31 protein-coding genes, 1 pseudogene and 1 riboswitch are annotated in these 25595 nt (G+C 36.7%); of the genes and pseudogenes, 9 read left to right on the top strand and 23 right to left on the bottom strand.

The window, feature by feature from the left end:
• Positions 1–83 precede the first annotated feature (83 nt).
• The 11 genes and pseudogenes from ispD to CVFO_RS01190 all read right to left on the bottom strand — a co-directional run bounded on the left by ispD (position 84) and on the right by CVFO_RS01190 (position 7711).
• The gene (gene ispD / locus CVFO_RS01140) at positions 84–812 is read right to left on the bottom strand and encodes a 2-C-methyl-D-erythritol 4-phosphate cytidylyltransferase (RefSeq protein WP_201339768.1); all 729 of its coding nucleotides are present in this window, start codon (positions 810–812) and stop codon (positions 84–86) included.
• A gap of 14 nt (positions 813–826) precedes the next feature.
• Entirely contained in the window at positions 827–1165 is a 339-nt protein-coding gene (locus tag CVFO_RS01145; protein ID WP_225879291.1) for a cell division protein FtsB, read from the bottom strand.
• A gap of 32 nt (positions 1166–1197) precedes the next feature.
• Positions 1198–1437 carry a hypothetical protein gene (locus CVFO_RS01150; protein WP_201339769.1) on the bottom strand — a complete coding sequence of 80 codons (240 nt, stop codon included), beginning with the start codon at positions 1435–1437 and terminating at the stop codon, positions 1198–1200.
• A gap of 76 nt (positions 1438–1513) precedes the next feature.
• Positions 1514–1921, bottom strand: coding sequence for an RDD family protein (locus CVFO_RS01155; RefSeq protein ID WP_201339770.1), 408 nt, complete (start codon positions 1919–1921; stop codon positions 1514–1516).
• Entirely contained in the window at positions 1911–2750 is an 840-nt protein-coding gene (locus tag CVFO_RS01160; RefSeq protein ID WP_225879292.1) for a M23 family metallopeptidase, read from the bottom strand. Before CVFO_RS01160 ends, CVFO_RS01155 begins: the two co-directional genes overlap by 11 nt.
• Positions 2728–4128 (bottom strand): exodeoxyribonuclease VII large subunit, encoded by a 1401-nt coding sequence (gene xseA / locus CVFO_RS01165; protein ID WP_201339772.1) that lies wholly within the window; start codon positions 4126–4128, stop codon positions 2728–2730. The genes CVFO_RS01160 and xseA overlap by 23 nt, the downstream gene beginning before the upstream one ends.
• Before the next feature lie 3 nt (positions 4129–4131).
• Positions 4132–4614: a Smr/MutS family protein gene (locus CVFO_RS01170; protein WP_201339773.1), complete on the bottom strand. Its 483-nt coding sequence runs from the start codon at positions 4612–4614 to the stop codon at positions 4132–4134.
• A 151-nt stretch (positions 4615–4765) separates the two neighbouring features.
• Entirely contained in the window at positions 4766–5026 is a 261-nt protein-coding gene (gene rpsT, locus CVFO_RS01175) for a 30S ribosomal protein S20 (protein ID WP_201339774.1), read from the bottom strand.
• Between the two features lie 76 nt (positions 5027–5102).
• Positions 5103–5717, bottom strand: coding sequence for a high frequency lysogenization protein HflD (gene hflD / locus CVFO_RS01180; protein ID WP_201339775.1), 615 nt, complete (start codon positions 5715–5717; stop codon positions 5103–5105).
• On the bottom strand, positions 5717–6808 hold the full coding sequence (gene mnmA, locus CVFO_RS01185; RefSeq protein ID WP_201339776.1) for a tRNA 2-thiouridine(34) synthase MnmA: 1092 nt from the start codon (positions 6806–6808) through the stop codon (positions 5717–5719). The genes hflD and mnmA overlap by 1 nt, the downstream gene beginning before the upstream one ends.
• Positions 6792–7711 (bottom strand): annotated as a pseudogene (locus tag CVFO_RS01190) (PhoH family protein). The gene mnmA and the pseudogene CVFO_RS01190 overlap by 17 nt, the downstream one beginning before the upstream one ends.
• 122 nt (positions 7712–7833) lie before the next feature.
• On the opposite strand from CVFO_RS01190, the gene CVFO_RS01195 reads away from it, so the two are divergent.
• The gene (locus CVFO_RS01195) at positions 7834–8304 is read left to right on the top strand and encodes a copper chaperone PCu(A)C (RefSeq protein ID WP_201339777.1); all 471 of its coding nucleotides are present in this window, start codon (positions 7834–7836) and stop codon (positions 8302–8304) included.
• On the top strand, positions 8305–8982 hold the full coding sequence (locus CVFO_RS01200) for an SCO family protein (protein WP_201339778.1): 678 nt from the start codon (positions 8305–8307) through the stop codon (positions 8980–8982).
• Between the two features lie 205 nt (positions 8983–9187).
• On the opposite strand, the gene miaB is transcribed toward CVFO_RS01200, so the two are convergent.
• The 9 genes from miaB to ccmA form a co-directional block, all read right to left on the bottom strand.
• On the bottom strand, positions 9188–10522 hold the full coding sequence (miaB, locus tag CVFO_RS01205) for a tRNA (N6-isopentenyl adenosine(37)-C2)-methylthiotransferase MiaB (RefSeq protein WP_201339779.1): 1335 nt from the start codon (positions 10520–10522) through the stop codon (positions 9188–9190).
• A gap of 6 nt (positions 10523–10528) precedes the next feature.
• Positions 10529–11554: a mechanosensitive ion channel family protein gene (locus tag CVFO_RS01210; RefSeq protein ID WP_201339780.1), complete on the bottom strand. Its 1026-nt coding sequence runs from the start codon at positions 11552–11554 to the stop codon at positions 10529–10531.
• Between the two features lie 29 nt (positions 11555–11583).
• A complete protein-coding gene (locus CVFO_RS01215; protein WP_201339781.1) occupies positions 11584–12120 on the bottom strand; it encodes a murein hydrolase activator EnvC family protein in 537 nt (178 codons plus the stop codon).
• A complete protein-coding gene (locus tag CVFO_RS01220) occupies positions 12110–12682 on the bottom strand; it encodes a YqaA family protein (protein ID WP_201339782.1) in 573 nt (190 codons plus the stop codon). The genes CVFO_RS01215 and CVFO_RS01220 overlap by 11 nt, the downstream gene beginning before the upstream one ends.
• A gap of 1 nt (position 12683) precedes the next feature.
• The gene (gene glyQ, locus CVFO_RS01225; protein WP_201339783.1) at positions 12684–13607 is read right to left on the bottom strand and encodes a glycine--tRNA ligase subunit alpha; all 924 of its coding nucleotides are present in this window, start codon (positions 13605–13607) and stop codon (positions 12684–12686) included.
• 98 nt (positions 13608–13705) lie between these two features.
• Positions 13706–15103: an adenosylhomocysteinase gene (locus tag CVFO_RS01230; protein ID WP_201339784.1), complete on the bottom strand. Its 1398-nt coding sequence runs from the start codon at positions 15101–15103 to the stop codon at positions 13706–13708.
• Between the two features lie 23 nt (positions 15104–15126).
• Positions 15127–15198: riboswitch (S-adenosyl-L-homocysteine riboswitch) on the bottom strand.
• A gap of 24 nt (positions 15199–15222) precedes the next feature.
• A complete protein-coding gene (metK, locus tag CVFO_RS01235; protein WP_201339785.1) occupies positions 15223–16356 on the bottom strand; it encodes a methionine adenosyltransferase in 1134 nt (377 codons plus the stop codon).
• A gap of 152 nt (positions 16357–16508) precedes the next feature.
• The gene (ccmB, locus tag CVFO_RS01240; protein ID WP_201339786.1) at positions 16509–17174 is read right to left on the bottom strand and encodes a heme exporter protein CcmB; all 666 of its coding nucleotides are present in this window, start codon (positions 17172–17174) and stop codon (positions 16509–16511) included.
• The gene (ccmA, locus tag CVFO_RS01245; protein ID WP_201339787.1) at positions 17171–17767 is read right to left on the bottom strand and encodes a cytochrome c biogenesis heme-transporting ATPase CcmA; all 597 of its coding nucleotides are present in this window, start codon (positions 17765–17767) and stop codon (positions 17171–17173) included. The genes ccmB and ccmA overlap by 4 nt, the downstream gene beginning before the upstream one ends.
• A 15-nt stretch (positions 17768–17782) precedes the next feature.
• On the opposite strand from ccmA, the gene sppA reads away from it, so the two are divergent.
• Entirely contained in the window at positions 17783–18730 is a 948-nt protein-coding gene (gene sppA, locus CVFO_RS01250; RefSeq protein ID WP_201339788.1) for a signal peptide peptidase SppA, read from the top strand.
• Between the two features lie 137 nt (positions 18731–18867).
• Here the strand turns inward: sppA and CVFO_RS01255 are convergent, their stop codons facing one another.
• On the bottom strand, positions 18868–19293 hold the full coding sequence (locus tag CVFO_RS01255; RefSeq protein ID WP_201339789.1) for an outer membrane protein assembly factor BamE: 426 nt from the start codon (positions 19291–19293) through the stop codon (positions 18868–18870).
• Positions 19294–19358: 65 nt separating this feature from the next.
• On the opposite strand from CVFO_RS01255, the gene fur reads away from it, so the two are divergent.
• Together fur and CVFO_RS01265 are read left to right on the top strand one after the other, a co-directional pair.
• Positions 19359–19766 (top strand): ferric iron uptake transcriptional regulator, encoded by a 408-nt coding sequence (gene fur / locus CVFO_RS01260; protein ID WP_201339790.1) that lies wholly within the window; start codon positions 19359–19361, stop codon positions 19764–19766.
• Between the two features lie 6 nt (positions 19767–19772).
• Positions 19773–20561, top strand: a complete 789-nt coding sequence (locus tag CVFO_RS01265) for a metal ABC transporter permease (RefSeq protein ID WP_201339791.1) — start codon at positions 19773–19775, stop codon at positions 20559–20561.
• On the opposite strand, the gene prfA is transcribed toward CVFO_RS01265, so the two are convergent.
• Positions 20553–21644 (bottom strand): peptide chain release factor 1, encoded by a 1092-nt coding sequence (gene prfA, locus CVFO_RS01270; protein WP_201339792.1) that lies wholly within the window; start codon positions 21642–21644, stop codon positions 20553–20555. The two genes, CVFO_RS01265 and prfA, sit on opposite strands and share 9 nt — an antisense overlap.
• Positions 21644–22894 (bottom strand): glutamyl-tRNA reductase, encoded by a 1251-nt coding sequence (gene hemA, locus CVFO_RS01275; protein ID WP_201339793.1) that lies wholly within the window; start codon positions 22892–22894, stop codon positions 21644–21646. Before hemA ends, prfA begins: the two co-directional genes overlap by 1 nt.
• A 77-nt stretch (positions 22895–22971) precedes the next feature.
• On the opposite strand from hemA, the gene CVFO_RS01280 reads away from it, so the two are divergent.
• From CVFO_RS01280 to tolQ, 4 genes are all read left to right on the top strand, one after another.
• Complete coding sequence (locus CVFO_RS01280) at positions 22972–23487, top strand: LolA-like protein (protein WP_201339794.1); 516 nt, start codon at positions 22972–22974, stop codon at positions 23485–23487.
• 23 nt (positions 23488–23510) lie between these two features.
• A complete protein-coding gene (gene ruvB, locus CVFO_RS01285; RefSeq protein WP_201339795.1) occupies positions 23511–24539 on the top strand; it encodes a Holliday junction branch migration DNA helicase RuvB in 1029 nt (342 codons plus the stop codon).
• A 133-nt stretch (positions 24540–24672) separates the two neighbouring features.
• Positions 24673–24933, top strand: coding sequence for an acyl-CoA thioesterase (locus tag CVFO_RS01290; protein ID WP_342591024.1), 261 nt, complete (start codon positions 24673–24675; stop codon positions 24931–24933).
• The gene (gene tolQ, locus CVFO_RS01295; protein WP_201339796.1) at positions 24926–25594 is read left to right on the top strand and encodes a protein TolQ; all 669 of its coding nucleotides are present in this window, start codon (positions 24926–24928) and stop codon (positions 25592–25594) included. The genes CVFO_RS01290 and tolQ overlap by 8 nt, the downstream gene beginning before the upstream one ends.
• The last annotated feature ends 1 nt before the right edge of the window (position 25595 follow it).

Consider the following 25595-nt stretch of genomic DNA (forward strand, 5'->3'; position numbering starts at 1 on the left):
ATAAAATATGAGGGTTTACACAATCTGGTTTACAGGGTCAAAATAAAGTTACTTTTTGTTTATAAGATTTTACCTTTGAAAGGTTATTTTTTTTGGTACTGAGTTAAGTAAAAATTTGCCAGTGCCAAATCTTCTGGATTGGTAATTTTAATATTGCTTTTGCTAGACTTAACCAAAATTGACTCAAGCCCCAAGTACTCAATGGCACTAGCCTCATCAGTGATATTAGTACCATTCTTGATGGTAGTATTTAAGGCTTTTAATAACACGCCAAAACGGTACATTTGTGGTGTTTGGGCTTGCCAAAGATTGGATCTGTCAATGGTGGTATTGACAATATTATTGTCAGCTTGTTTAATGGTGTCAACAACCTTGGTTGCAAGTAGTCCGCCAGTTACGTGGTGTTTGAGTTGCTCCATTAAATTGATTATTTCTAATACCTTAACACAGGGGCGAGCGCTATCGTGCACCAACACCCAATCATCATCTTTAGCAAAAGTTGTGAGCGCTTTAAGTGCATTGAAAACAGAGTGCATACGCTCTTTGCCGCCAATAACTGTGGTTAGTAATTTTGGGTGGCTATTAAACGCTGATTTGGCAAACAGACGGTCTTCTTTTGCAATAGCAATGATGCAACCCTTGATCTTATCAATATTAAGTAAGGTTGTTAATGTTTGGTCCAGTATGGTTAATCCATTATCTAATTTTAGATATTGTTTGGGAGTTTTGGTTTGTTCATCAAGATTATTTTTTTCGGAGTGCATGCGCGTACCTACGCCACTAGCAGGAATGATTAAATAATAGCTAGACATTCCTTAATTAAGGCTTATCTTGATTGACTAATTTGATAATACCTTTCACCCTTTTTAAGAAGTCCAAATTTATATCTAGCAATAGATTCTAAGATTTCCAGATTGGCCTCTGATTCAGCTTTAAGTTCAACTGATAACTGCTTATTTTTTTCATCAAGTGTTTGATTGATTGAAATATTTTGGTTAATAATTTGCTGTTTATCATACAGCACGAAAGGAAAGTTATTAGTCAAAAAGCTTTGGCGAACGAGTGTGATTAATAACACTAAAAGAATAATTGTTATTTGATAATTAAAAAAAAAGCCAAATAAGTTATTTGGCTTTTTTTTCTGCCCTTTAGCAGACTGTACCAATGCTTTGATGCTTAAGTTAATGAGTGATGGTATTAGCCATCAGAGAGTTCTCCGCTATCTTTTGAATCTTGGGCGAACATCCAAATAGTACCGCCAACAATATAAATCATGGATGCAATGACTGCAAATGCTGAAACATATTCAACCGTGCCGGAGATGATACCAATATAAGATAGAATGATTAATGCTAATGGCAATACCAAGGTTACAACCAAAGTGCTTAACATAAGAATATTGCCTCTTACGCCACTATTATCAACTGTTGAACTCATTTTTTATCTCCAATACTTTAAATAATAAATTAACGATATTATAGCATAGGTCTTTTGTTGGTAATATTGATACAAATCAATTTTTGATTAAAATGGTGTTAGAAATTTTGTCATGTATTGTTCTATTGTCTTTGTCAAATAGTTGGTATAAAAATCCTAGGCCAAAAATGGCAAAAGAAGGGATGGCACTGATAAGTCGAATAAACGCTTGTTTGTGAGTAATATTATTGTCATTCATTTGTTTAATTTGAAACTTCCAAGCTTTCATGCCTAGTGTTTGCCTGCCTTTAACCCACGACCAAGCAAAATATAGATAAGTTATTGGTATTGTTATTACATAAAAGAAAGCATCACCATTTGGTACTTCTTCGTTGAAAAAAACAATAATAACAACGCCAGTAACAAAAAACACTAAAGAAAATGCTAAGAAAATATCATACGATATAGCACCGAGTCTACGCAATAAAGACACATCAGATTTCATCAGGCACACCGAGTAATAAATTTGGATTAACTGTGGTTTGGTTAAGATAAACACCCCAGTGTAGGTGAGAACCTGTGGCGCGTCCAGTTTGACCGATGGTGCCAATTTTATCTCCTTGTTTAACCAGCTGACCTTGTTTAACCAAGTGTTTATTCATGTGAATATAAACACTGATTAATCCTTGTCCGTGATCAATGAATACGGTATTACCATTAAAGAAAAAATGCTCTGTGAGTATCACTTTGCCATCTGCTGGTGCGTGTATTGATGTACCTATATTGCCTGCAAAGTCTAGCCCTGTGTGCGCTCGGCGTGGTTGCCCATTGTAAAAGCGTTTAAGCCCAAAAGGGCTGGTAATAACGCCTTTAACAGGCCGAATAAATTGACCATTAAATAAAGATTTTTCAGAAAATAACTTTCTAGTTTTTGACAAAATAGGACGTTCACGCTTAATTCGCTCCATGTGTTTAAGGTTTGGATTGACGTATTTTTTCTTTTTTCCAGTGAGGGTGATGTGCTGTTCTTTATAGTGATGCCCGTACACTGTAAATGTGATTTTTTGAGTGGAAAGACCTTTAATAGTGATATATCTCCCCCCCACTTTTGCAAGTAGTGGTATGCCTATCAATGCTTGCCAGTGTTGGTCTTTAATATGCTGAGTATAGACAGGAACATTACTATAAAAAGCCTTTGGTTTTGAATGGTTACTTTGAAAATCAACCACAGCAATGCCACCAGGCATGGGCGTGTTTTCAATGTTGATATTAGCCAATGCAATATTGGATAACAATAACAAAATAATGACGTTAATTTTTTTCAATTTTTTCAATATTAGAGTATAGTTTTCCATCAGCTAATTGAGTGGTAATGGTTTGGTTAATTTTAATATCAGTTGTTGAAGATAACACTTGATTTTTTGCATTAGTGGTAATGCTAAATCCTCGCGAAAGTGTATTAAGTGGTGATAAATGATGAAGCGAGTTGGCTTGAATGGATAATGTGGTTTTGTGCTTACCAGTCAAAGTGGCCATTGCCTTTCGCAGTTTTTCGTTTGCTAAATGTAGGGTGCTATTATTAGTGCTAATTATTTGCTTGATGTGGTGTTTGAGCTGAGAAAAAGATACTTGGTTTAAAACTTTGGCATGTTTAATGGTTTCAATAGGGGAATGCTGTTTTAAGGTGGCAAATATTGAGGTAAGTTTGGCATTATTTAAGGCGAGTGCTGATTTTACATGGATGTTAAGATTGATACTTGCATGGTCAAGTTTTTGACTAAAAAAAGAAAGTTGCCTATTTGGGCTTGGTATTCTTAATTTAAGTTGATTAAGCTCAGATTGATAATCATACAAAGTTTGCTGATAAGATTGATGTAGTTGCGTATATAACTTATCAGCATTGGCGAGTAATTCTAGCCGATCAGGTGCGACTAACACGGCAGCAGCACTTGGTGTGGGCGCGCGAACATCAGCAACAAAATCAGCAATTGTGGTATCCGTTTCATGGCCAATTGCGCTAATAATTGGCGTGCTTGCTTTAAAGATTGCTCTTGCTAGTACTTCTTCATTAAACGCCCATAAGTCTTCTAATGAGCCACCACCCCTGGCAATAATAATAACGTCACACTTGCCTGATTGGTCAGCTGCATTTAAAGCATTTGTGAGTTTTTTCACTGAACCTTGACCTTGAATCATTGAATCAAATAATAAAATATCAGTAAAGGGATAGCGCTTGTTCAATACTTTAATAATATCTCGAATAACCGCACCTGTTGATGAAGAAATAACGCCAATGGTGTTAATAATATTAGGCAGTGGTTTTTTATGAATGTTGTCAAACAAGCCTTCATCAGTAAGCTTATTTTTTAGTTGCTCAAAGGCAAGGTTTAAATTACCAACACCTACAGGTTCAAGATGTTGGATGATGAGCTGAAAATCACCTCGTGCCTCGTACAAAGTAGGTGCGGCGTGAACTAAAACTTCCATGCCATTTTCAGGGTTAAACTTAATATGGCGCTGATTAAGCCGAAATAAAGCGCAACGCACTTTGGTTTTACTGTCTTTGAGGGAAAAATACCAATGACCTGATGCTGGACGTGCTAAATTGGATATTTCCCCTTGTAGCCAACAAGTAGGGATTTTATTTTCAATGGTTTTATTACACAAGGACAAAAAACTAGAGATTGTGTAAATTTCATCAATATTGAACATGATCTAGTTTTGCTTTAAGAGGGCAAATACTGCACCCGTGCCACCATCTTTGGGTGGGCAAGAATTAAAGGCTAATACGTCAGGATGTTGACGCAAAAAACTAGCCACTTGACTTTTTAAAATACTATTATCTTGGTCAGAATTGTAACCCTTGCCATGAATAATATGGATGAATTGTTGATGCTGATGGTAGTGCATAAACTCAGATAATGATTGACAGGCTTCAATGGTGGTTTGACCGTGTAAATCTAAGGCTGGTGCGTGGCTGATATTGCCTTGTTTCATTTTTTTAATAATTTTTGGTGAAACGCCATTTCGAGCATAATTGATTACATCTGAGCCAGATAAATTGCTGTGAGTGATGTAGGTATAAGCCTTAAAGGCTTTTTTCTTGGTCGGTTCTTGAGACGTGATTTTGTCTTTATTAACAGGGGCGCTGCTTTCAACGACACTCCTAAATAATGCTCTGTCAGACTCGCTTATCATGTCGCTATTTAAGAAAATAAATGATTATGAGAGGTTAGTATAACTAATTTGGTGAAAAACCACGCTCTTTTTAAAAAGCCTTGAATTATTACAAAGATGTGAATACAAAAAAACCCTCAAAAGAGGGTTTTTAATAATTTAAGTGCTAATTTTATAATGCTTTAATTTGTGCATTTAAGCGTGATTTTTTTCTAGCCGCCTGACTTTTGTGTATTAAGCCTTTGTTAACTGCTTGGTCAATCATTTTTTGCATGATGGTAAAACCACCTTGCGCTTGTTCTTTGTTGCCTACTGCTAAAGCATAAGTAACTTTTTTAATAAAAGTGCGAACTTTAGCGCGAATTTGTGAGTTGTGTTTGTTGCGTTTAACTGTTTGTCTTGCGCGTTTTCTAGAACCTGCTGAATTGGCCATTAGTTAAGAGAGGTATAAAATAATTAAAGGCGTAATTATAAAGTCTTAAATGCTAAAAGTCTATAGGGTATTAGGATTATTTATTCAATCCTTCTAACGAGCTAATCAAATTGAGTATCTTTTTCTTATTAAACAGTAAATGCCAAGTTTTACCACCTTGGTATTTCCACAAAGATACTGCCCGAATACCCGCTAGTAGTAACGCTCTAATGTGGTTTGCAGTATGTTTATTAGACAAGTAGATTTGTTCACCATTGACCATGATTCTAGGGCTTAAACCACCCAAGGTTGACTTATAAAGTTGAGCCAAACGTGCTACTGAATTTGCATGAGAAATCTCAAAGAATTCTTGATTTTTAATTAAGTCAATTTCCAAAGTGATTTGATCGAGTAGTGCCTGATTTTTCATCAATTTCTTTTCAAGGTTGATTAAAGCCAATGCATAAAGGATGATTTGTTGTATGCGTTTGGTTTTATTACCCAATACAACTTTTAATGCAGCGATACCAACCAACAAATCTTGCCTAGGATTAAACACCTCTTCAAGTTTGGTGCTATTGGTGATAATACTCTTTAAGCTAGCTTGATTGCTATTTGCATCACAAGTGCCTGTTGAAGCAAGTTGGTCAACCAGTGTTGTGGTTTGTAATATACTGGCCAATGCCAAGGTTTGGTTACGTAATTTATTCATTATAGCCTGTACTCAATAATTGCACCACCAAGACAAATTTCATGATCATAAAAAACAATAGATTGTCCTGGGGTAATCGCACGTTGAGGTTGCTTAAAAACAACCTTTAATTGCTTGTTATCATGTTGGCTAATCACACAAGATTGTGATTGCTGGCGGTAGCGTATTTTGGCGCTACATGTCAGTGGTAATGCTGGCGGTGTGTTAATCCAATGAGGCTTGGCGGTATTTAAGGTTTGGTGGTATAGCAATGCATGGTCACCTTGCACAACCATCAGTTCATTACGCTCAATACACTTACCTGCTACAAACCAAGGCTCACCTGAGCTGCCAAAACCGCCACCAATCTCTAAACCCTTGCGCTGACCTATGGTGTAAAAAGCCAAGCCTTGATGATGTTTAATAAATTGTCCTTGTTCATCTACAATATCACCTTGTTGTTTTGGTAGGTAGGCTGCTAAGAATTCAGAAAAACTGCGCTCACCAATAAAACAAATGCCCGTTGAGTCTTTTTTATCAGCAGTGATAAAACCATTTTTTTTGGCAATATTACGCACGTCAATTTTATTAATCCCACCCAAGGGAAATAAGCTTTTTGAGAGTTGATACTGGTTTAAAAGATGCAAAAAATAACTTTGGTCTTTGCTATCATCTAAACCTGTTTTGAGTCGATAAGTGCTATTTTTTTCAGCAATACGAGCATAATGCCCCGTAGCAATTTTATCTGCACCTAATGATAGCGCATGTTCTAAAAACGCTCTAAATTTTATTTTTTGATTGCATAAAACATCAGGATTGGGCGTACGACCCTTTTTATGCTCTTTGAGAAAATGGGCAAACACATCATCCCAATAGTCTACTGAAAAGTTAACAGTATGCAATTTTACGTCAAGTTTGTCAGCTACTTTTTGTGCATCAGATAAGTCTTGCTCGGCACTACAATGTCCACCTTTGTCATCTTCTTCCCAATTTTTCATAAACAATGCTTCAACCTGATAACTTTGTTTAAGCAATAATAGTGTAGCCACTGAGGAATCAACTCCACCTGATAGACCAACTATAATTTTAGTATTTTTATTCAAATTTTTCATACGCTAAAACAATACGTTGTACTAACTTGTGCCTGACAATATCTTTTGATTCGAAATGACAAAATGAAATTTTATGTTCATTTTTTAGCACTTTTATTGCATGTAACAAACCTGATTGATTAGGCTTGTGTAAATCAATTTGAGTTACATCACCCGTAATGACCATTTTCGAGCCAAACCCCAATCGAGTTAAAAACATTTTCATTTGCTCTATGGTAGTGTTTTGTGCCTCATCTAAAATAATAAATGCTTCATTTAAAGTCCTGCCACGCATAAATGCCAGTGGCGCAACTTCAATTACGTTTTTATCTAGTAATTTGGTAACTTTTTCAAAGCCCATCATTTCATACTAGTGCATCATAAATAGGGCATAGATAAGGATCAGCTTTTTCATTCATATCACCAGGTAAAAACCCTAATTTTTCCCCTGCTTCAACCACAGGACGCACTAAAACCAGTCGACGTACATCAGATCTTTCTAGCGCTTCAACAGCGCGCGCTACTGCAAGGTAGGTCTTTGCCAGTGCCTGCAGGACCAATGCCAAAAGTACAATCTTGATTTCTAATAGCGTTAACGTAATGCTGTTGGTTGACGTTTCGCACATGGATAAATTTGCGCTTAGTTTTAATACTAATAATCTTGCTTGATGAGTCAGAATTGGCTTGTGTTTTAATGCCCATCTCAATATCATGAAGATTTATTGTTTGAGTTTTTGCTAGTATAGTCAGGTCTTGAAGTAGTTTTACGGCTAAGGTCTTGTGGTCTCCAGTGATGTTAAAATCAACGCCTTTATTGCTAATTTCGACATCAAAACTTTTAGCAATGGTTTCTAAGTTTTTGTCCAATGAGCCGCAAATATTAGCCAGTTGTTCTGCATTATCAATATCAAGTGTGAATTTCATTAAGTTGTTTTATCAAAAAAAGTAATAATAATCAATTAAATCATGTTTGATGAATGTCATAATTCCTCATTATGATACAATGATGTTTTTAAATTTTACCAATATAACCTAAGAGAAAAACAATGAATAAAATGATATCAAGTTTGACGCTGGTTTTATCCTTATTGGTTATTACCCAAGCGGGTGCAACGAGTCATGACGCGGCTGATATTACTATTCATAACCCATGGATACGTTCAGCGCCACCAAATGCCCCTACGTTAGGTGCATTTATGGAAATTCATAATAATTCTAATCATAATATTAAACTGTTATCTGCAAATACCAGCGGCTACAAACGACTTGAGTTGCATAAAACTGAGCACAAAAATGGCATGATGAAAATGATTAAGCAAGATTTTATGCCTATTCTCGCCCACAGTAAATTGACCTTAAAGCCGGGTAGTTGGCATATTATGATGGTTAGCCCTGAGTTGGTACCAAGTGAAGGCGACTTTGTTATGATAAAGTTGGCATTTGACAATGGCTTATCAACAACATTACGTGCTAAAGTAAGAAAAGGAAATATGACAATGAAACATCAACAACTTTAAATGTTTAAAAAAATATTAATTATTACTGTTGTGGCGACAGCAGTCGCCTTGTCTTTGTATGTCAATTTTGGCAACCATTACAAAGAACTGGCAAAGCAACTTAAAGTTTCTTTTATGCTCTACAACCCTGATAAAGAATTATCATCTTTTTCGTTAATTGATCATAATAATAATAAATTTGATAACAAAAACTTTAAGGGTAAGTGGACGTTGTTGTCTTTTATTTATACGCATTGTCCAGACGTATGTCCCACTGGATTGGTGGATATGTCAATACTCAAATCCACGCTTATTAAAAGAAGTGCCAGCATTGTGCCCAATCTTGTCACCATTACTTTTGATCCGATTAGAGATACGCCTAAAGTGTTAAAAACTTATGTCACTCATTTTGATAAAAGTTTTTTAGGCGTGTCTGGAAATCAAAGTCAGATTAACCAATTGGTGCAAGATTTTGGTGCTTATTATGAACGGGTGGTTTATGCAAAAAATGGCAAGCCAACCATTCTTAAAAATGACGAGCCATTGCCAGAAGGGGTGTTGGAGTCTGGTTATTTGATTAATCATACTGCTTGGATTTATTTACTCAGTCCGGATGGACAAATTTTTGCTGGCTTTCCATCGCCACACAATCCACTTGAAATGGCAGATGATATTGAACTACTAACTAAAAACTATTAAAGAAAATCTTTTGTTAGGGTTTATCTTAAATTACCTCTTTATCAAATCACAATGAGAGCATTGCATTCACCTAGTGTGACTTATAGGGGTACAGAAAATAGTGGATTTTCCACATCCAAAAATTTGACGAGTTTTTGGATGTGGAAAGGTGCTGTTTTATGCTTTTCATAAGTTGTGCTGGGTTAATGCAGTGGTCTCAATATATTTAGGCAACCAAATCACCCACTAAAGAATTGCCACGACCTTGGGTAATTTTTATATTGACAATTTGACCAATCAGGGATTTGTCACCTTTGAAGTGTGTATTACGCATATTTTCTGTACGTCCAAATAAGTGATTTCCTTTTTTGGCTACATTCTCTACCAATACTTTTTGCACACTGCCGACCATTGATTTAGAAATGTGTTCAGTGTTTTTGTCTATTGCTCTTTGTACTAATGCTAGGCGCTGTTTTTTAACACTCATATCGACATCATCAGGATAACTTGCAGCAGGTGTTCCAGGGCGAGTAGAATAGATAAAGCTAAATGATTTATCAAAGCCAATTTCATCAATCAGTGCCATGGTGTCAAGAAAATCTTGCTCATTTTCACCTGGAAAACCGATAATAAAGTCACTTGATATAGAGATATTTGGGCGAATTTTACGTAATTTCCTAATTTTTGATTTATATTCAATGGCCATGTGTCCGCGCTTCATTAATCTGAGAATTTTGTCAGAACCGCTTTGAATGGGTAAGTGTAAATGTGAAACCAATTCTGGTACTTCCATGTAAGCCTCAATTAAACTGTCGTTAAATTGAGTTGGGTGTGAGGTGGTATAGCGAATGCGTTTAATGCCATCAATTTGAGCTACGATGTTAATTAATAGTGCCAAATCAGCCGTCTCTCCATCGTCCATCAAACCTTGATAAGCGTTGACATTTTGCCCAAGCAGGTTAACTTCCCTAACACCTTGGCTGGCTAAAATTTTAACTTCATTAATGACATCATCAAACGGGCGTGATACTTCTTCACCACGTGTATAAGGCACAACACAAAATGTACAATATTTGCTACAGCCTTCCATAATTGAGACAAAAGCGGTAACGGCGTTGGTTTCTGGCTTTGGCAGATGGTCAAACTTTTCAATTTCTGGAAAAGAGATGTCAATTGATGTTTTAACGCCCATGCCGGGTGAGGGTGTTAAAACCTCGTTGAGCATACTTGGTAATCTATGCAAGGTTTGTGGACCAAAAATAATATCCACATAAGGGGCACGTTTGAGAATTAACCCACCTTCTTGTGAGGCAACACAGCCACCCACACCAATGATTAAATTAGGATTTTTATCTTTTAATTTGCGCCAACGACCAAGTTGATGGAATAGTTTTTCTTGGGCTTTTTCACGAATTGAGCAAGTATTAAGCAGTAGTACGTCAGCACTAGTTACATCATCAGTTAGCGCCAAACCATGGGAATGTTTAAGCACATCAGCTATTTTATTAGAATCGTATTCATTCATCTGACATCCAAAAGTACGAATGTATAATTTTTGCATAAATTTTTATTTCTGAATGTACAAGGTTTGAGTAGGGTAGGCAATCTCAGCGTTGTGTTTGGTAATAATTTGTGCAATGCTTAACAGGATGTTCTCTTTTACTTTCTGATAGATGGTTTTATTAACGGTATTGGTAAAGGCATACACATTGAAATCAAGTGAGGAGGCATTAAAATGATTAAAATAAACCCTTAGTGATTGAGAATGGTCAATATCTGTATGGTTTTTGAGCATCTGTTCTATTTCGCTCATAATGATAGGAAGTTGTTCAATGTCATCATAGCGAATGCCAATCACTTCTTTAATACGACGATTAGTCATACGTGATGGTGTTTCAATGGGAATGGTGGCAAAAATTGAATTGGGAATATAAACAGGATTTTTGCTAAAAGTGCGGATGCGTGTCATACGCCAGCCAATTTTTTCAACCGTGCCTTCAAATTTATCAGAGCGAATCCAATCGCCTGTTGAAAAAGGCTTGTCCATTTGAATCATTAATCCACCAAAAATATTTGACAACATGTCTTTAGCAGCAAAACCCATCACAATGCCGCCAACACCACCAAACGTAAGCAAGCCAGAGACTGAAAAACCCAAGTACTGTGCCACACCTATGGCAAAGGCAATGATAATTAAAATTCTAGTCAACCTTGAAAATAACCTGACTGAATCGTTATCAATTTGAGTGTCTTTTTCAATTAAGTAAGCCTCAATGCCTGATACCATTCGAACAACACCCCAAGTAATGATAATGATGGGCATGATATCAATATAAGTAATAACACTAGCTAAGATTTTGACTTGCTCTTTAAACATGCTAATTGATAAAAATATTAAACCAAACCAAATTAACACTTTAAGTGGTGATGATACTGCTTTGATTAAATGTTCGTCTAGTTGGTTTTTCGTTTTGCTGGTATGTTTAGCAATGCTGTTTAAAATAAAGCCAAGTGTTAGGTGCGCAGTGAACGCAACAACGAATAAAGCACCAATGGACTGATAGGGTGTTATGTTTTGTAAAAAGTCATTCATGAGTTTTATTTTAACTAACTTTTGGCTTGTTATTTCAGATACTTAATCGGGTTAATCGGTTGTTTAAACTTTTTCATTTCAAAGTAAAACGGTATTTTGTTGGTGATGGCAATTATTTGTCCTTTGGTAACAGTATCACCATTTTCCACTATTAAGTCTTTATTTTGTGTATATGAGCTGTAAAAACCAAATGGGTGGCGAATGATAATCATTTTGCCATGGCTTTTCATTTTATTACCAACATATACCACTTCACCATCACGAATAGCACGTACATTCTGCCCGATTTTAGTGTCAAAAGTTAAGCCCAAATGTTTGTTTTTTGTTGAGAAGGTTTTACTGATGTTGCCTTTAACTGGAATAGACCATCTGTTGGTTTTTTTGTTTATCTTTTTAGTAGTTTTTTCTTTTCTTTTCTTGGTGTTGGACGAATTGTTGGTCAATTTTTGTTGACTAATATTTTGCAAGTTGATGGATTTTTCGACAATAATAACTTCTTGTTGAGAAGAAAAGCAACCTGTCATTAATAGCAAAATAAACTCAAGGGCTAAAAATTTAACTGGCATACCAAATACCTAGTGCAATAATCAAAATTAGAACATAGCCCAAACGGTCAATATATTTTTGTAGCCACTGATCACATTGTTGACCATAAGCCTTGACTAATAAGGCGACTAAATAATACCTAGCTGCGCGTGCAATGAGTGACATAATAATAAATGGCAATAATGCCATGGACATAGTGCCAGCAGTAATGGTGGTCAGTTTGTATGGAATAGGACTAAATGCTGCAATACCAACTACCCAGATGCCATAAGTATCAAAAAATGTTTTAATGTGTGCGACTGATTCTGGCTTAATGAGTTCAAAGCCCAATAAAAATTGCAACAACACTTCGCCTAGAAAATAACCAGCCAAGCCACCAAGCACTGAAAAAATAGTACAAATAAAAGCAAAATAGTAGGCTTTGTCAGGGTGTTTGAGCACCATGGGTGCTAATATTACATCAGGCGGTGGGTAAGGTAAAATACTGGATTCCAAAAAACTAATCACTGATAAATAATAAATAGCATATCTGCTTTCAGTCCAGTTAAGAATTCTTAAATAAATTTGAGAAAATATATCCATGTTATTTTTTACTTGACTTAGTTTCTGCGTCTTGCCTGAGCATTGGAAAACCTAAAGCTTGACGTGAATCATGGTAAGTTTGTGCCACTTTTTGACTCATGGCACGTACTTTGCGAATAAACCGTGCACGACCTGTCACACTAATAGCATGGCGCGCATCAAGTAAATTAAATAAGTGTGACGCTTTTATTACTTGTTCATAAGCAGGGTAAGGCAACGATGCTTTAATTAATTTTTCATGCATGGCTTCTGCCTCATCAAATTGTCTGGATAGTACCTTAGTATTGGCAATTTCAAAGTTATATTTTGATTGTTCAACTTCATTTTGATGGAACACATCAAAATAACTAACGCCCTCAACCCAAACCAAGTCAAACACACTATCAACACCTTGTAAGTACATGGCTAAACGTTCTAAGCCGTAAGTAAGCTCGCCCGATACAGGTTTGCAAGCCAAACCACCCATTTGTTGAAAATAGGTAAATTGAGAAACTTCCATGCCATTTAACCAAACTTCCCAGCCCAAGCCCCAAGCCCCTAAAGTTGGCGATTCCCAGTTGTCTTCCACAAAGCGTACATCATGTTTGGTTAAATCAATACCAATCTCAGTTAAAGATTCTAAATACAAATCTTGAATGTCAATGGGTGAAGGCTTTAGCAATACCTGGAACTGATAATAGTGTTGTAAACGGTTTGGATTTTCACCATAGCGACCATCAGTGGGACGACGAGAAGGTTGTACATAAGCTACTTTCCAAGGCTCAGGACCGATAGCCCTTAGAAACGTAGCAGGGTGAAAGGTGCCGGCACCTATTTCCATATCAAAGGGCTGTAATAAAGCACATCCCTTTGAAGCCCAAAAAGTTTGTAATTTTAAGATTAAATTTTGGAATGAGGCGCAGGCATCTAAGTCTGAAATTGACATACTAATTCAACAGAAAAATAACAAAAATTTTACCGCAAATTGCCATAAAAAAGTCTTGTATCAAAGTGTTTTTTTGAGTGTTTTTTTGACATTAATACTTAATACCTATAGCTTTCAGGCTTGAATGGGCCATTTTTAGGGACGTTAATGTAGTTAGCTTGAGTAGTTGTCATAACTGTAAGTACACCACCAAAACCACTCACCATGCCTGAGGCCACTTCCTCGTCTAACTTTTTAGGCAGCACTTCAACATAAATATTACCACCTTTGTCGGCAAATTTTGCATCAAATAAGTGCATTTGTGCCAAGACTTGATTGGCAAATGAGCCATCCATAATACGGCTTGGGTGTCCTGTTGCATTGCCTAAGTTAACTAGGCGACCTTCGGATAATAAAATTAAATAGTCATTTTTATTATCTGTTCTAAAGATGCGATGAACTTGAGGCTTTACTTCGTCCCAGCGCCAATTATCACGCATATATTGCGTGTCAATTTCATTGTCAAAATGCCCAATATTGCAAACTACTGAGCCTGATTTAAGAGTTTGTAGCATGGCATTATCACAAACATTAATATTGCCTGTGGTAGTGACGATTAAATCAGTTGTACTTAGCAAGTCTGAATTAATACAATTAATTGAACTTGTATTGATGCCGTTGATATAAGGAGAAACAATTTCAAAACCATCCATACAAGCTTGCATTGCACAAATTGGGTCAATTTCACTGATTTTAACAATCATGCCTTCTTGGCGTAATGATTGCGCAGAGCCTTTGCCAACATCACCATAGCCAATCACCAATGCTTTTTTACCCGACATGAGCATGTCAGTACCACGCTTAATGGCGTCATTTAGCGAGTGGCGACAGCCGTATTTATTGTCATTTTTTGATTTGGTAACGGAGTCATTTACATTGATAGCAGGCACTTTAAGTGAGCCTTCTTCCATCATTTCTAATAAGCGATGAACGCCTGTTGTGGTTTCCTCAGAGATGCCGTGAATGTTGGTCAACATGTCTGAATATTTCTCGTGTAGCATTTGGGTTAAATCACCACCATCATCAAGCACCATGTTGGCTGCCCAAGGTTTACCATTTTCTAAAATAGTTTGTTCAATGCACCATAGAAATTCCTCTTCAGTTTCACCTTTCCAAGCAAAAGTTGGAATATTGGCTGCTACCATAGCACTAGCGGCGTGGTTTTGGGTAGAAAAGATATTGCAACTTGACCAACGTACTTGTGCACCTAAATCAATCAATGTTTCCATTAAAACAGCAGTTTGAATGGTCATGTGAATACAGCCAAGAATTTTGGCATCTTTTAAAGGCTGTGTGCCTTGATATTTTTCCCTAAGTGCCATTAGTGCTGGCATTTCCGCTTCTGCAAGTTCTATTTCTTTACGGCCATAATCGGCCAGTGCCATATCAGCGACTTTGTAATCTTGATTATTTAAGGTTGGGTTGTCCGTCTGGATTGTTATGTGTTGCTTACTCATTTTTTGTTCTCCTGAAAGAGTTTAAAAAATGAGCGTCGTTTTGATTTACCAAGCCTGATTGAAAGGGATTTTTCAATGCAACGCTCCTTGGCATGTTGGTTATTATACCAACTAATGATTTATTTTAGTAAATGGGTGCGGTCGGTTTTTTCCCAACTAATGTCATCTTCTGTACGTCCAAAGTGACCATAACTGGCAGTTTTTTGATAAATAGGGCGTTTAAGGTCAAGCATTGCAATTAAGCCTTTAGGACGTAAGTCAAAGTGTTCGTGTATTAAACTCTCAATTGCTTGGTTGCTGATTTTGCCTGTACCAAAGGTTTCCACATTAATTGAGGTAGGTTCTGCTACACCAATGGCATAGGAAACTTGAATCTCACACCTATCGGCTAAGCCAGCAGCAACAATGTTTTTAGCTACATAACGCGTTGCATATGCTGCAGAACGGTCAACCTTTGATGGGTCTTTGCCAGAAAATGCACCGCCACCATGGCGAGCCATACCGCCATAAGTGTCAACAATAATTTTACGACCTGTAAGTCCTGTATCACCTACTGGACCACCAATGACAAAATGGCCTGTTGGATTGATGTGGTATTGGGTTTTATCACTTAGCCATTCACTAGGTAATACGGGCTTTATGACCTTTTCTAAGACGGCTTCTCGCAAATCTGTAAGCGCAATATCACTATCATGTTGGGTTGATAAAACAACAGCATCAATACCTTTAATTGTATGACCATCATAAACCATGGACACTTGGGATTTTGCATCAGGGCGCAACCAAGACAATGTGCCATCTTTCATTAGCTTTGCTTGACGTGCAACCAAAAGGTGTGCATATAAAATAGGTGCCGGCATCAATACATCAGTGGCATTGCAAGCATAACCAAACATTAAACCTTGGTCGCCTGCACCTTGCTCATGATTAGATAATTCATCAACGCCCAAGGCAATATCTTGAGATTGTTCACCGAGTAAATTAGTAATGTCGCAAGTGTGACCATTAAAGCCGTATTCTTCGCAATTGTAACCAATATCAATAATGGTGTTACGCACGATTTTTTCATAATCAATATTAGCGCCTGTGGTAATTTCACCTGCCAGTACAACATGATTGTCTTTAACTAAAGTTTCAACAGCAACACGTGAATTTTTATCTTGTATCAATGCTGCATCTAAGATGGCATCAGAAATTTGATCACAAACCTTATCAGGGTGGCCAGCAGAGACAGATTCAGAAGTGAATATCATTTTTTATTCTCCTTGTAAAACAAAAAACCCTTAAAGTGGGTTTTCAATAAAGAAGAACACCTACTTTAGCTTGTTTTAGCTACCTTTTGGGTAACAACGCTAGCAATCGGGGCAAATCAGCGTGTGATTGGAATTATAGCACAAGTGACGGATTATTCTAAACTTATCTCTAAGGCAATACTACTGATAAAAGGTGCACTCATTAAACTTATCATGAGAATTGTGGCTAAAAAATACAATTGACCGGTAATCTCTAAGCCAAATTGTGCTTGAGATACCGCACTTGAAGCAAAAATAAGAATAGGAATATATAAAGGTAGTATCAGCAAAGATAATAACATGCCAGAATTTTTAATACCAACAATCAGTGAGGCGCCTATAGCACCAATAAGACTTAGGCTTGGCGTGGCTAGTAATAACGTTATCATTAACACCCAAATACCATCGTCATCAAGAAATAAAAACAACCCCAATAAAGGCGATAGTAAAATAATAGGAATGCCGGTTAAAATCCAATGAGCGGTAATTTTTGACAAAATAAGCAAAGGTAATGAATGGTGAGAAATCACCATTTGTTCTAAAACGCCATTTTCAAAATCGTGATGGAATAAAGCATTCAGTGAGAGTAGCACTGAGAGCATTGAAGCAACCCAAATAATACCCGCTGCAATTTGAGCGATCGTGGTGGCTTCAGGACTGATGGCTAAGGGAAATAGTGATACTGATATTATAAAAAATAACAGCGGATTTAGTATGCTAGAAGGGTTACGAATAGCAATACGCAAGTCACGCTTTAAGGCTTTAAGGTAAATATTCACAGTGCTAACATCTTTTGATTAAGCAGGGCTGAACTTTGATGTGTAGTAAATAGGCACAAACCACCTTGTGCACAGTGTTTGTTAATGCTACTTTCAATGATGGCTACACCATCAGGGTCAAGTGCAGTAAAAGGCTCATCTAGTAGCCAAACTTTAGCGTTGGAGATAAATAATCCTGCTAAGATAACACGACGCTTTTGTCCTGCTGATAGTTTGGCACAGTATTCATCTTCATAACCTTTTAGACCGATGCTTCTTAATGCTTTAATTAAGTGCGCTTGGTTGGTGGATTTATTGAGTCCAGTCAAAAATTCAAGATTTTCAAGCGCACTTAATTCTCCACTAAGTGCTGATAAGTGACCTAAATAAAAAATTTCCTCTTGGTAGGCTTCTGATTTGACTGCATGATTGTCTAAAAAAACGTCACCCTGTTCTTGTGCGTCAAGGCCTGCTAAAATTTTGAGTAGTGAAGTTTTACCGCTACCATTGGTGCCAGTAATGCGTAAAATGTCACCTGAGTTGACCTCGAAAGAAAGATGGTTGAATAAAAGGTTGTAGCCTTTTTGACAACTAAGATTATCTATTTTTAACATAACCAAAGATTATATATGAAACGCACCGCTGATGAACAACTAGCCGATATTGCACAAGAATTTGTACGCCAAAATAAGTCTAAACGTCGTTGGCGTATTATATTTAGCCTATTATTTGTTGGTTATTTTGCTTTTGTGTCTTATATTGGCGTGAGTGAAAGTGGACTATTAGACACCGTACTTAAAAAAGAATCCCTTTTTGTTGCTGAAGTGGTGTTAAGTGGCACCATTCAAAGTTCAGGTTCAATTGATGCTGATGAAGCTATTGAATTGTTGCACAGTGCATTTGAGTCAGAAAATGCAAAAGCCGTTATTTTAAGAATTAATTCACCAGGTGGCTCACCTGTACAATCCAGTAGAATTTACAAGGCCATTGTGCGTTTTAAAAAGCAGTTTGATAAAAAAATCTATGTGGTTATTGAAGATGTTTGCGCTTCAGGTTGTTATTATATTGTTTCAGCTGCTGATGAAATATATGCTGATGAGTCTTCAATTATTGGTAGTATTGGCGTGGTTATGTCCAGTTTTGGCGCAGTTGATGCTATTCAGAAATTAGGCATTAAAAGACGACTCTATACCGCAGGAAAATATAAGGGTTTGTTAGACCCTTTTTCTCCAGAAGATGAAAAAACATTAATGCACATTCAGACCAACATTTTAGATAAATCGCATCAAAATTTTATTAATGCCGTTAAAGCAGGCAGGGGTAAAAGATTGTCAAAACATAAAGATTTATTCACAGGTTTGATTTGGCTTGGACAAGACGCTAATAAACTAGGATTAATAGATGGCATTGCAGACGCGAACTATATTGCTAAACATATTATTGGTATTGACTCAAGAATTTTATTTGAAAAAGAAAAGACTCTGTTGGAGCAACTAACCGAGGCAAGTGTTAAAGGTATTGCATTGGCAATTAGCGATAGGTTAATATCTCAAAGCCCCATTGGCTCTTTACAGTAAGTAATTATTAGAACTTATACTAAGGTGTTTTTGTATTGACCACTTTTTCATTGCTAGTACTATTTTCTAAATGATTTGCAAATTTACGAATGGGTTTTTTGGCTGTTTAGCGTAACCCTCTAATACTTTAACTTCAGCTAATGCTTTTGCTTTAGCAATTTCTCCTCTTTTTCATCGCTAATACGTTTGTTTTCTGCCTCTTTTTCTTTATCAGTGAGTTGTAATAATGAGCTGATACCAGTTGTGTTAATATGTATCAGTGCGTCATCATCAAATGTTAGTACTAAGCGATAGTGAATGTCATCCTTTTTATGCAAAGTAGAGTGGTTAATGTAGTCCCATTGGTTATTGTGAAAGGAGTCAATAATGCTTGGTGATCCAATTAAATCTTGTACCTGTATTTTAGACATGTCTAACTTCAATTGATTAATTTTAAACCTTTCCAGCACCGAGCCTTGGTGGATATCATCTTTATACGGTGTCAGTAATGACATGTCTGGCATTTTAGGTAAACATGCAGATAGGAATGGTAATAAGAATACAATCAAAGTTAATTTGTTCATTTGCTAGTTTTTGATTTAAAATGATTTAAAAAATAATAACTAATTTTACATTAAGGATATTAGACATGGACGCTCAAGATTTAAAAAGTGCAGGGCTTAAAGTCACACTACCAAGGCTAAAGATTTTGGAAATTTTAGAAACCAGTGAAGATCATCATATGAGTGCTGAAGATATCTATCGCACTTTAATCATGCAAGGTGAAGAAGTGGGCGTGGCGACAATTTATCGAGTGCTTACTCAATTTGAAGAAGCAGGTATGGTTAATAAACTTAATTTTGACAATGGTCAAAGTGTGTTTGAGTTATCAAATGTGGATCATCATGATCATTTAGTGTGTGTCAAATGTGGCAAAATTGATGAATTTGCTGACGAGGTCATTGAGCAGCACCAGCATGATATCGCCAACAAATATGGCTATCAACTTACTGATCATTGTTTGTATTTATACGGGCTTTGTAAAGACTGTCACTAATCCATTGTGCAGGATTTTATTTTTAGAGCCGTTCTAGCGGCTATTGGTATTTCAATTATTGCAGGTTCATTAGGCTGTTTTGTTATTTGGAAGCGCATGAGTTATTTTTCAGAATCTATTTCGCATTCAGCACTTTTGGGTGTGTCTTTAGGGCTTGCTAGTGGCTTAGGTATTCATCTTGGTCTAGTGATAGTGGGTGTGATATTTGCAATACTTATTGTCATTTTGCAGCGAAGACAATTTTTATCTAATGATGCTATTTTGGGTATTTTTTCACACATTGCCTTGTCATTAGGTATTGTTGTTTTAAGTTTTATCGGCAATGCTAATACGGATTATTTTTCACTCTTATTTGGCGATATTTTGTCTATTACGAATGCTGATATTGTTTGGGTGTATGTCATTTTAATGATACTTGGCTCACTGCTCATTATTTTTTGGCAGCGTTTATTATTATTAACCTTAAATGAAGAGTTGGCAGTTGCACAAGGGCTTAATCGAGATTTTTATCAGTTGTTATTTATGTTGATGATCGCATTAGCTGTTTCTGTTTCAGTGCAAATTGTGGGTGTGCTTTTGATTACTTCTTTGCTGATTATTCCACCAGCTATTGCCAGAGTATTTTCTAATACCCCTAGTGGTATGGTATTTCAGTCAGTTATTGTTTCTATGGTTGCAGTTGGTATTGGTCTTAGTGTTTCAATAGTTTATGATTTAGCCACAGGACCGGCAATTGTGATTGCGTTGGGTGGATTGTTTATATTATCACAACTCGTGTATAAAAGATCAGCTTAGATCATCATTCAATTCTGTTAATTGATTGGTTTGTTGCTCAACGATTAATGGCTCAATAATTGCACTTAAATCACCTTCCATAATTTCTGAAAGTTTATATAAGGTTAGGTTGATGCGGTGGTCGGTAATACGATCTTGAGGATAATTATAGGTACGAATGCGCTGTGAACGGTCGCCACTACCTATCAATTCCTTGCGAGTTGATGCTTGTTGTTTGTGCTGTTCTTGTTGTTGTACATCAAGAATGCGTGATGCCAATACTGACAAAGCTTGAGCTTTATTTTTATGTTGCGAGCGACCATCTTGGCATTCAACCACGGTACCAGTTGGGAGATGTGTTACGCGTACAGCAGAATCAGTTTTATTAACATGTTGGCCACCTGCGCCACTGGCTCTAAAGGTATCAACACGAACATCACTCATATTAATATTAACTTCTTCAATATTTTCAACCTCAGGCATGATGGCAACTGTACATGCCGAAGTGTGTACTCGACCTTGACTTTCAGTTTCTGGTACACGTTGTACGCGGTGCGCACCAGATTCAAATTTTAATTTTGAGTAAACATCCACCCCGCTAATGCGGGCAATAATTTCTTTAAAGCCGCCATGCTCGCCAAGGCTGGCACTCATGACTTCTATTTGCCATTTTTGCTTTTCGGTGTAACGACTGTACATTTTAAACAAATCGCCTGAAAAAATACTAGCCTCATCGCCACCTGTGCCTGCTCTAATTTCAATGATAATGTTTCGAGAATCGTTAGGATCTTTTGGCAAGAGAGATTTTTTAAGCTCTAAATCAAGATGGTCTAAATTTTTTTTAGCATCAAGTATTTCCTCTTTGGCCATGGCTTTTATATCCATGTCGTCTTCAAGTAGTATTAATTGCGCATCTTCTAAATTTTTCTGATGTGATAGGTAGGCCTGAAATTGTTGATTAACTGGGGTTAATTGAGCATGTTCAATAGACAGCTTTGTGAATTTTTTAACGTCACTGGCAACTTCTGGGTCAGATAATATAGCACCCACTTCTTCAAGGCGCATTGACAGTCGCTCTAATTTGGCAAGGATAGATGCATTCATTATTTTTTAATAGGCGGTATACAACCTTCACATTGGGATAAATTTTCAATGGAAGTTTGTTTGATATTTTTAAAGGGTAAATGTAATAGTTTGTTGACTAATTGATCAGCAAGCTTGCGAATAATATCTTCAGAATCAGCACCATTTTTTAGTTGTTCGATGGCTTTTTCTAATAGTTCGTCTTTAATTGAGTTTGCACCAAACTGGTAAGATTGTACCATTTGCTCATTAGGCATAGTATTCAGCCACTGATTAAAGACTTGATTTTGTTTAATGATGATTTCTTGTGCCAAGCCTTTTTCTTTTTCTCTATTGCCAATATTATCATTAACCACTTGTTCTAAATCATCAATGGTGTATAAATACACATCATCTAATTGACTCACCTCAGGCTCAATATCCCTAGGAATGGCGATATCAAGCATAAATATTGGTTTGTGTTTGCGCTTTTTTAAAGCACTTTCAATTAAGCCTTTACCGATAATGGGCACTGAAGCTGCTGTTGAAGAAATGATAATATCTGCTTTGTACACAATGGATGAAAATTGTTTTAAACTGACAGATTGTGCCTGATATAAATGGGCAATTTTTTGTGCATTTTCAATGGTTCTATTGGCAACAATCATCTTCTTAACTCCTTTCTGGTTAAGATATTGTGCACATAGTTCAATCATCTCTCCTGCGCCGATGAGTAAAACAGTTTGTTCGGATAACTGCTCAAAAATCTTTTCACTAAGTTTAACTGCACAATAGGCAATTGAGACGGGTGAAGCACCGATTTGAGTATCGGTACGTACTTTCTTAGCAGTTGAAAATGCATGTTGGAATAGCTTTTCTAATAGCTTATTCAGGGTTTTGGCTTCTTTTGCTATGTGGTAGGCATCTTTTAATTGGCCTAGAATTTGTGGTTCGCCCAGTACTAATGAATCAAGACCTGTAGCGACGTTGCACAAGTGTGTAAGCGCTTCATTGTCTTCAAAATAATTTAAGTAAGCATCGATTGTACCGCGTTTAATATTGTGTGTTTTGGCAAGATAATCACTCAACAGCTCTTTAGGGTTTTTATGATTAGAAGCGATGTAAATTTCTACGCGATTACAAGTAGAAAGAATAATGCAGGCATCAATACCGTCAATATGATGAAGATTATTAAGTGCTTGAGTTAATTTATCTGGTGCAAAAGCAGCTTTTTCTCGCACTTCAACAGGCGCGAGCTGGTGATTAACACTTAAAATTGCAATTCGCGACATAAATTTAGCAAAGATAACTCAAATAAACGTTTAATTATACCCAAAGGACAAGTTTCACGCTACAATGAGCGGCTTATATGAAACGAATAATAATGACGTGTTTTGCTTTGTTTTTATCAGGCTGCTCAACACTTAACACTCAGCCTACAAAGTTAGCACATCAACAAATTTTGCCGAGTGTTTGGGAAGTATATGGTAGGTTAAGTGTAAGTGTTAATAGTGATACAAAAACATCAGACTTTGAGGTGAGTTTTGACCATCATGACTATAAACTTATATTAAGCACAGCTTTTGGCTTTGGTCAAATTTTGATTGAGTTTAATCAGCAAAAGCTGTTGGTTAATGATGGGTTAATCAATCTAACTTTTAATCAATGGATGATGAGTGAGATGGGATGGTACTTGCCTATTGATATTTTGGCAAAGATATTGTTTAAAAATGAGATAAATAGCACCCACCACCATTGGCAGATTGAAATTAGTCGTTATCAATTGATTGACGGCATTCAATATCCAAAAGTGATTCGTTTTAATCATCTGAGCAAGCCCATCAAAATCAAACTACTGATTAATGAAGTTAATCAGTTAAAATAGCATAAAAAATTAAGTAATTTAGCATGATAGAAGAAGACTCTTTAGTAGGCGGGCAAGACCAAGGTAATGAAGACTTGGTGATGACTTCAGTGCGTCCAGATTCTTTAGAGAGTTATATTGGGCAAGACGATGTTAAGTCACAAATGGCATTGTTTATTAAAGCGGCAAAAAAACGCAAGGATGCACTAGATCACTGTTTAATTTATGGTCCTCCTGGTTTGGGTAAAACCACATTGGCAAATGTGATTGCTAATCAAATGTCTACAGGTATTAAGCAAACCTCTGGTCCGGTATTGGAGCGTTCAGGAGATTTGGCAGCAATTTTGACTAAACTTGAACCGTATGATATTTTATTTATCGATGAAATTCATCGTCTTAATCCTGTGGTTGAGGAAATCCTCTACCCGGCTTTAGAAGATTTTAAATTAGATATTATGGTGGGCGAAGGTGTGGCTGCGCATTCTGTGCAGCTTGAACTACCACCTTTTACGTTAATTGGTGCTACTACTCGTGCTGGCATGCTAACCTCACCACTTAGAGACCGTTTTGGCATTGTCCAACGTTTGCAGTTTTACAATGTTAAAGATTTAAAAACCATTGTTGAGCGTTCGGCGGGTATTTTAGGCATTCAAATTGAATCAAAAGGTGCGCTAGAAATTGCCAAGCGCTCTCGTGGCACGCCTAGAATTGCCAATCGTTTATTGCGTCGCGTTCGTGATTTTGCTGATATCAAGACCAATAGTATAATTCATCAAGCCATTGCCAAAGAAGCACTAACAACACTTAAAGTAGATGAGGTAGGGCTTGAGCAATTAGACCGTGATTATCTTTCTATTATGATGAATAAATTTTCTGGCGGTCCTGTAGGCTTGGACACACTGGCAACTGCTATTAGCGAAGAACGTGGCACCTTAGAAGATATGGTAGAGCCGTATTTGATTCAACAAGGTTTTATTATGCGTACGCCACGTGGGCGTAGCGCTACAGACTTGGCTTATGCACATTTAGGCTTGGCTAATAGCTCAAAAGCGAATGATCTATTTAATCAATGAGTGCATTAAACATTCGTATTTATTACGAGGACACCGACAGTGGCGGTGTGGTTTATTATGCTAATTATCTTAAATTTATTGAAAGAGGGCGTAGTGAATTTTTACGAGATTAGGCTTTGAGCAAGATCAATTAATGCATCATCAAGCAATTATTTTTGCTGTTAAATCACTAAGTGCCGAGTATTTGTTTCCAGCCAAATTTAATGATTTATTAACCGTTCATACCGAAATAGAAAAATCATGGCACGCCAGTCTAGTTTTTTCACAAAAAATAATGGGCTTAGAGCAAAATAAGGTATTATTTAAAGCACAAATAACCGTGGCTTGTTTGGATGCAATTAGTTTTAAATCTTGCGTTATTCCCAGTGCAATTTTGGAGAAAATAAATGGATAACAGTTTATCAATTTTTAGCTTAATTCTTAGTGCCGGTTTTGTGGTGCAAGTGATGATGTTTATTTTGGTATTGATGAGCATTTATTCTTGGACACTTATCTTGTCAAAAAAGAAAATCCTGATTGATACTAACAAGGATATTAAATTATTTCATCAAAAATTTTCAGCTAATGTTGATTTAGAAAAATTAGCACACCAAACACTTCAAAAAGCCACTAATCAAAGTTCAATGGAACGTATTTTTAGCACAGGCTATCAAGAGCTTACTTACACTATCTCAAATTCTAACCAGGCATTAATAATAGATGCTGAGCGCGCTTATCGCGTTATGAATACTACAGCTAATAACGAAGTTGACCGCTTAGATAGCGGCTTGAGCATTCTAGCTATGATTGCCTCGTCCAGCCCGTATATTGGCTTATTTGGTACGGTTTGGGGAATTATGCACTCGTTTATTGGCTTGGCATCAGTTAAGCAAGCAACCATCGCTATTGTTGCTCCTGGTATTGCCGAGGCACTTATTGCAACGGCATTTGGCTTGTTTGCTGCTATTCCTGCTACCATTGCCTACAATCGTTTAATTTCCCAAGTGGGGTCAATTAACAATAAATATACAGCCTTTGTTGAGCAATTGTTTGTTATGTTCCAAAGACAAAAATAGA

The organism is Isorropodon fossajaponicum endosymbiont JTNG4, assembly GCF_016592615.1.
Lineage (GTDB): Bacteria > Pseudomonadota > Gammaproteobacteria > PS1 > Pseudothioglobaceae > Ruthia.

What these genes read in the sequence shown, in the direction of transcription:
- rpsT (WP_201339774.1), bottom strand. Translation starts at nt 5,026, where the DNA reads ATGGCCAATTCAGCAGGTTCTAGAAAACGCGCAAGACAAACAGTTAAA.
- CVFO_RS01155 (WP_201339770.1), bottom strand. Translation starts at nt 1,921, where the DNA reads ATGAAATCTGATGTGTCTTTATTGCGTAGACTCGGTGCTATATCGTAT.
- metK (WP_201339785.1), bottom strand. Translation starts at nt 16,356, where the DNA reads ATGATATTCACTTCTGAATCTGTCTCTGCTGGCCACCCTGATAAGGTT.
- CVFO_RS01255 (WP_201339789.1), bottom strand. Translation starts at nt 19,293, where the DNA reads ATGAACAAATTAACTTTGATTGTATTCTTATTACCATTCCTATCTGCA.
- xseA (WP_201339772.1), bottom strand. Translation starts at nt 4,128, where the DNA reads ATGTTCAATATTGATGAAATTTACACAATCTCTAGTTTTTTGTCCTTG.
- CVFO_RS01170 (WP_201339773.1), bottom strand. Translation starts at nt 4,614, where the DNA reads ATGATAAGCGAGTCTGACAGAGCATTATTTAGGAGTGTCGTTGAAAGC.
- sppA (WP_201339788.1), top strand. Translation starts at nt 17,783, where the DNA reads ATGAAACGCACCGCTGATGAACAACTAGCCGATATTGCACAAGAATTT.
- CVFO_RS01280 (WP_201339794.1), top strand. Translation starts at nt 22,972, where the DNA reads ATGAAACGAATAATAATGACGTGTTTTGCTTTGTTTTTATCAGGCTGC.
- miaB (WP_201339779.1), bottom strand. Translation starts at nt 10,522, where the DNA reads ATGCAAAAATTATACATTCGTACTTTTGGATGTCAGATGAATGAATAC.
- tolQ (WP_201339796.1), top strand. Translation starts at nt 24,926, where the DNA reads ATGGATAACAGTTTATCAATTTTTAGCTTAATTCTTAGTGCCGGTTTT.
- prfA (WP_201339792.1), bottom strand. Translation starts at nt 21,644, where the DNA reads ATGAATGCATCTATCCTTGCCAAATTAGAGCGACTGTCAATGCGCCTT.
- CVFO_RS01210 (WP_201339780.1), bottom strand. Translation starts at nt 11,554, where the DNA reads ATGAATGACTTTTTACAAAACATAACACCCTATCAGTCCATTGGTGCT.
- fur (WP_201339790.1), top strand. Translation starts at nt 19,359, where the DNA reads ATGGACGCTCAAGATTTAAAAAGTGCAGGGCTTAAAGTCACACTACCA.
- CVFO_RS01290 (WP_342591024.1), top strand. Translation starts at nt 24,673, where the DNA reads ATGCATCATCAAGCAATTATTTTTGCTGTTAAATCACTAAGTGCCGAG.
- CVFO_RS01200 (WP_201339778.1), top strand. Translation starts at nt 8,305, where the DNA reads ATGTTTAAAAAAATATTAATTATTACTGTTGTGGCGACAGCAGTCGCC.
- CVFO_RS01230 (WP_201339784.1), bottom strand. Translation starts at nt 15,103, where the DNA reads ATGAGTAAGCAACACATAACAATCCAGACGGACAACCCAACCTTAAAT.
- CVFO_RS01195 (WP_201339777.1), top strand. Translation starts at nt 7,834, where the DNA reads ATGAATAAAATGATATCAAGTTTGACGCTGGTTTTATCCTTATTGGTT.
- mnmA (WP_201339776.1), bottom strand. Translation starts at nt 6,808, where the DNA reads ATGAAAAATTTGAATAAAAATACTAAAATTATAGTTGGTCTATCAGGT.
- ccmA (WP_201339787.1), bottom strand. Translation starts at nt 17,767, where the DNA reads ATGTTAAAAATAGATAATCTTAGTTGTCAAAAAGGCTACAACCTTTTA.
- hflD (WP_201339775.1), bottom strand. Translation starts at nt 5,717, where the DNA reads ATGAATAAATTACGTAACCAAACCTTGGCATTGGCCAGTATATTACAA.
- CVFO_RS01215 (WP_201339781.1), bottom strand. Translation starts at nt 12,120, where the DNA reads ATGCCAGTTAAATTTTTAGCCCTTGAGTTTATTTTGCTATTAATGACA.
- CVFO_RS01150 (WP_201339769.1), bottom strand. Translation starts at nt 1,437, where the DNA reads ATGAGTTCAACAGTTGATAATAGTGGCGTAAGAGGCAATATTCTTATG.
- ispD (WP_201339768.1), bottom strand. Translation starts at nt 812, where the DNA reads ATGTCTAGCTATTATTTAATCATTCCTGCTAGTGGCGTAGGTACGCGC.
- CVFO_RS01220 (WP_201339782.1), bottom strand. Translation starts at nt 12,682, where the DNA reads ATGGATATATTTTCTCAAATTTATTTAAGAATTCTTAACTGGACTGAA.
- ruvB (WP_201339795.1), top strand. Translation starts at nt 23,511, where the DNA reads ATGATAGAAGAAGACTCTTTAGTAGGCGGGCAAGACCAAGGTAATGAA.
- hemA (WP_201339793.1), bottom strand. Translation starts at nt 22,894, where the DNA reads ATGTCGCGAATTGCAATTTTAAGTGTTAATCACCAGCTCGCGCCTGTT.
- glyQ (WP_201339783.1), bottom strand. Translation starts at nt 13,607, where the DNA reads ATGTCAATTTCAGACTTAGATGCCTGCGCCTCATTCCAAAATTTAATC.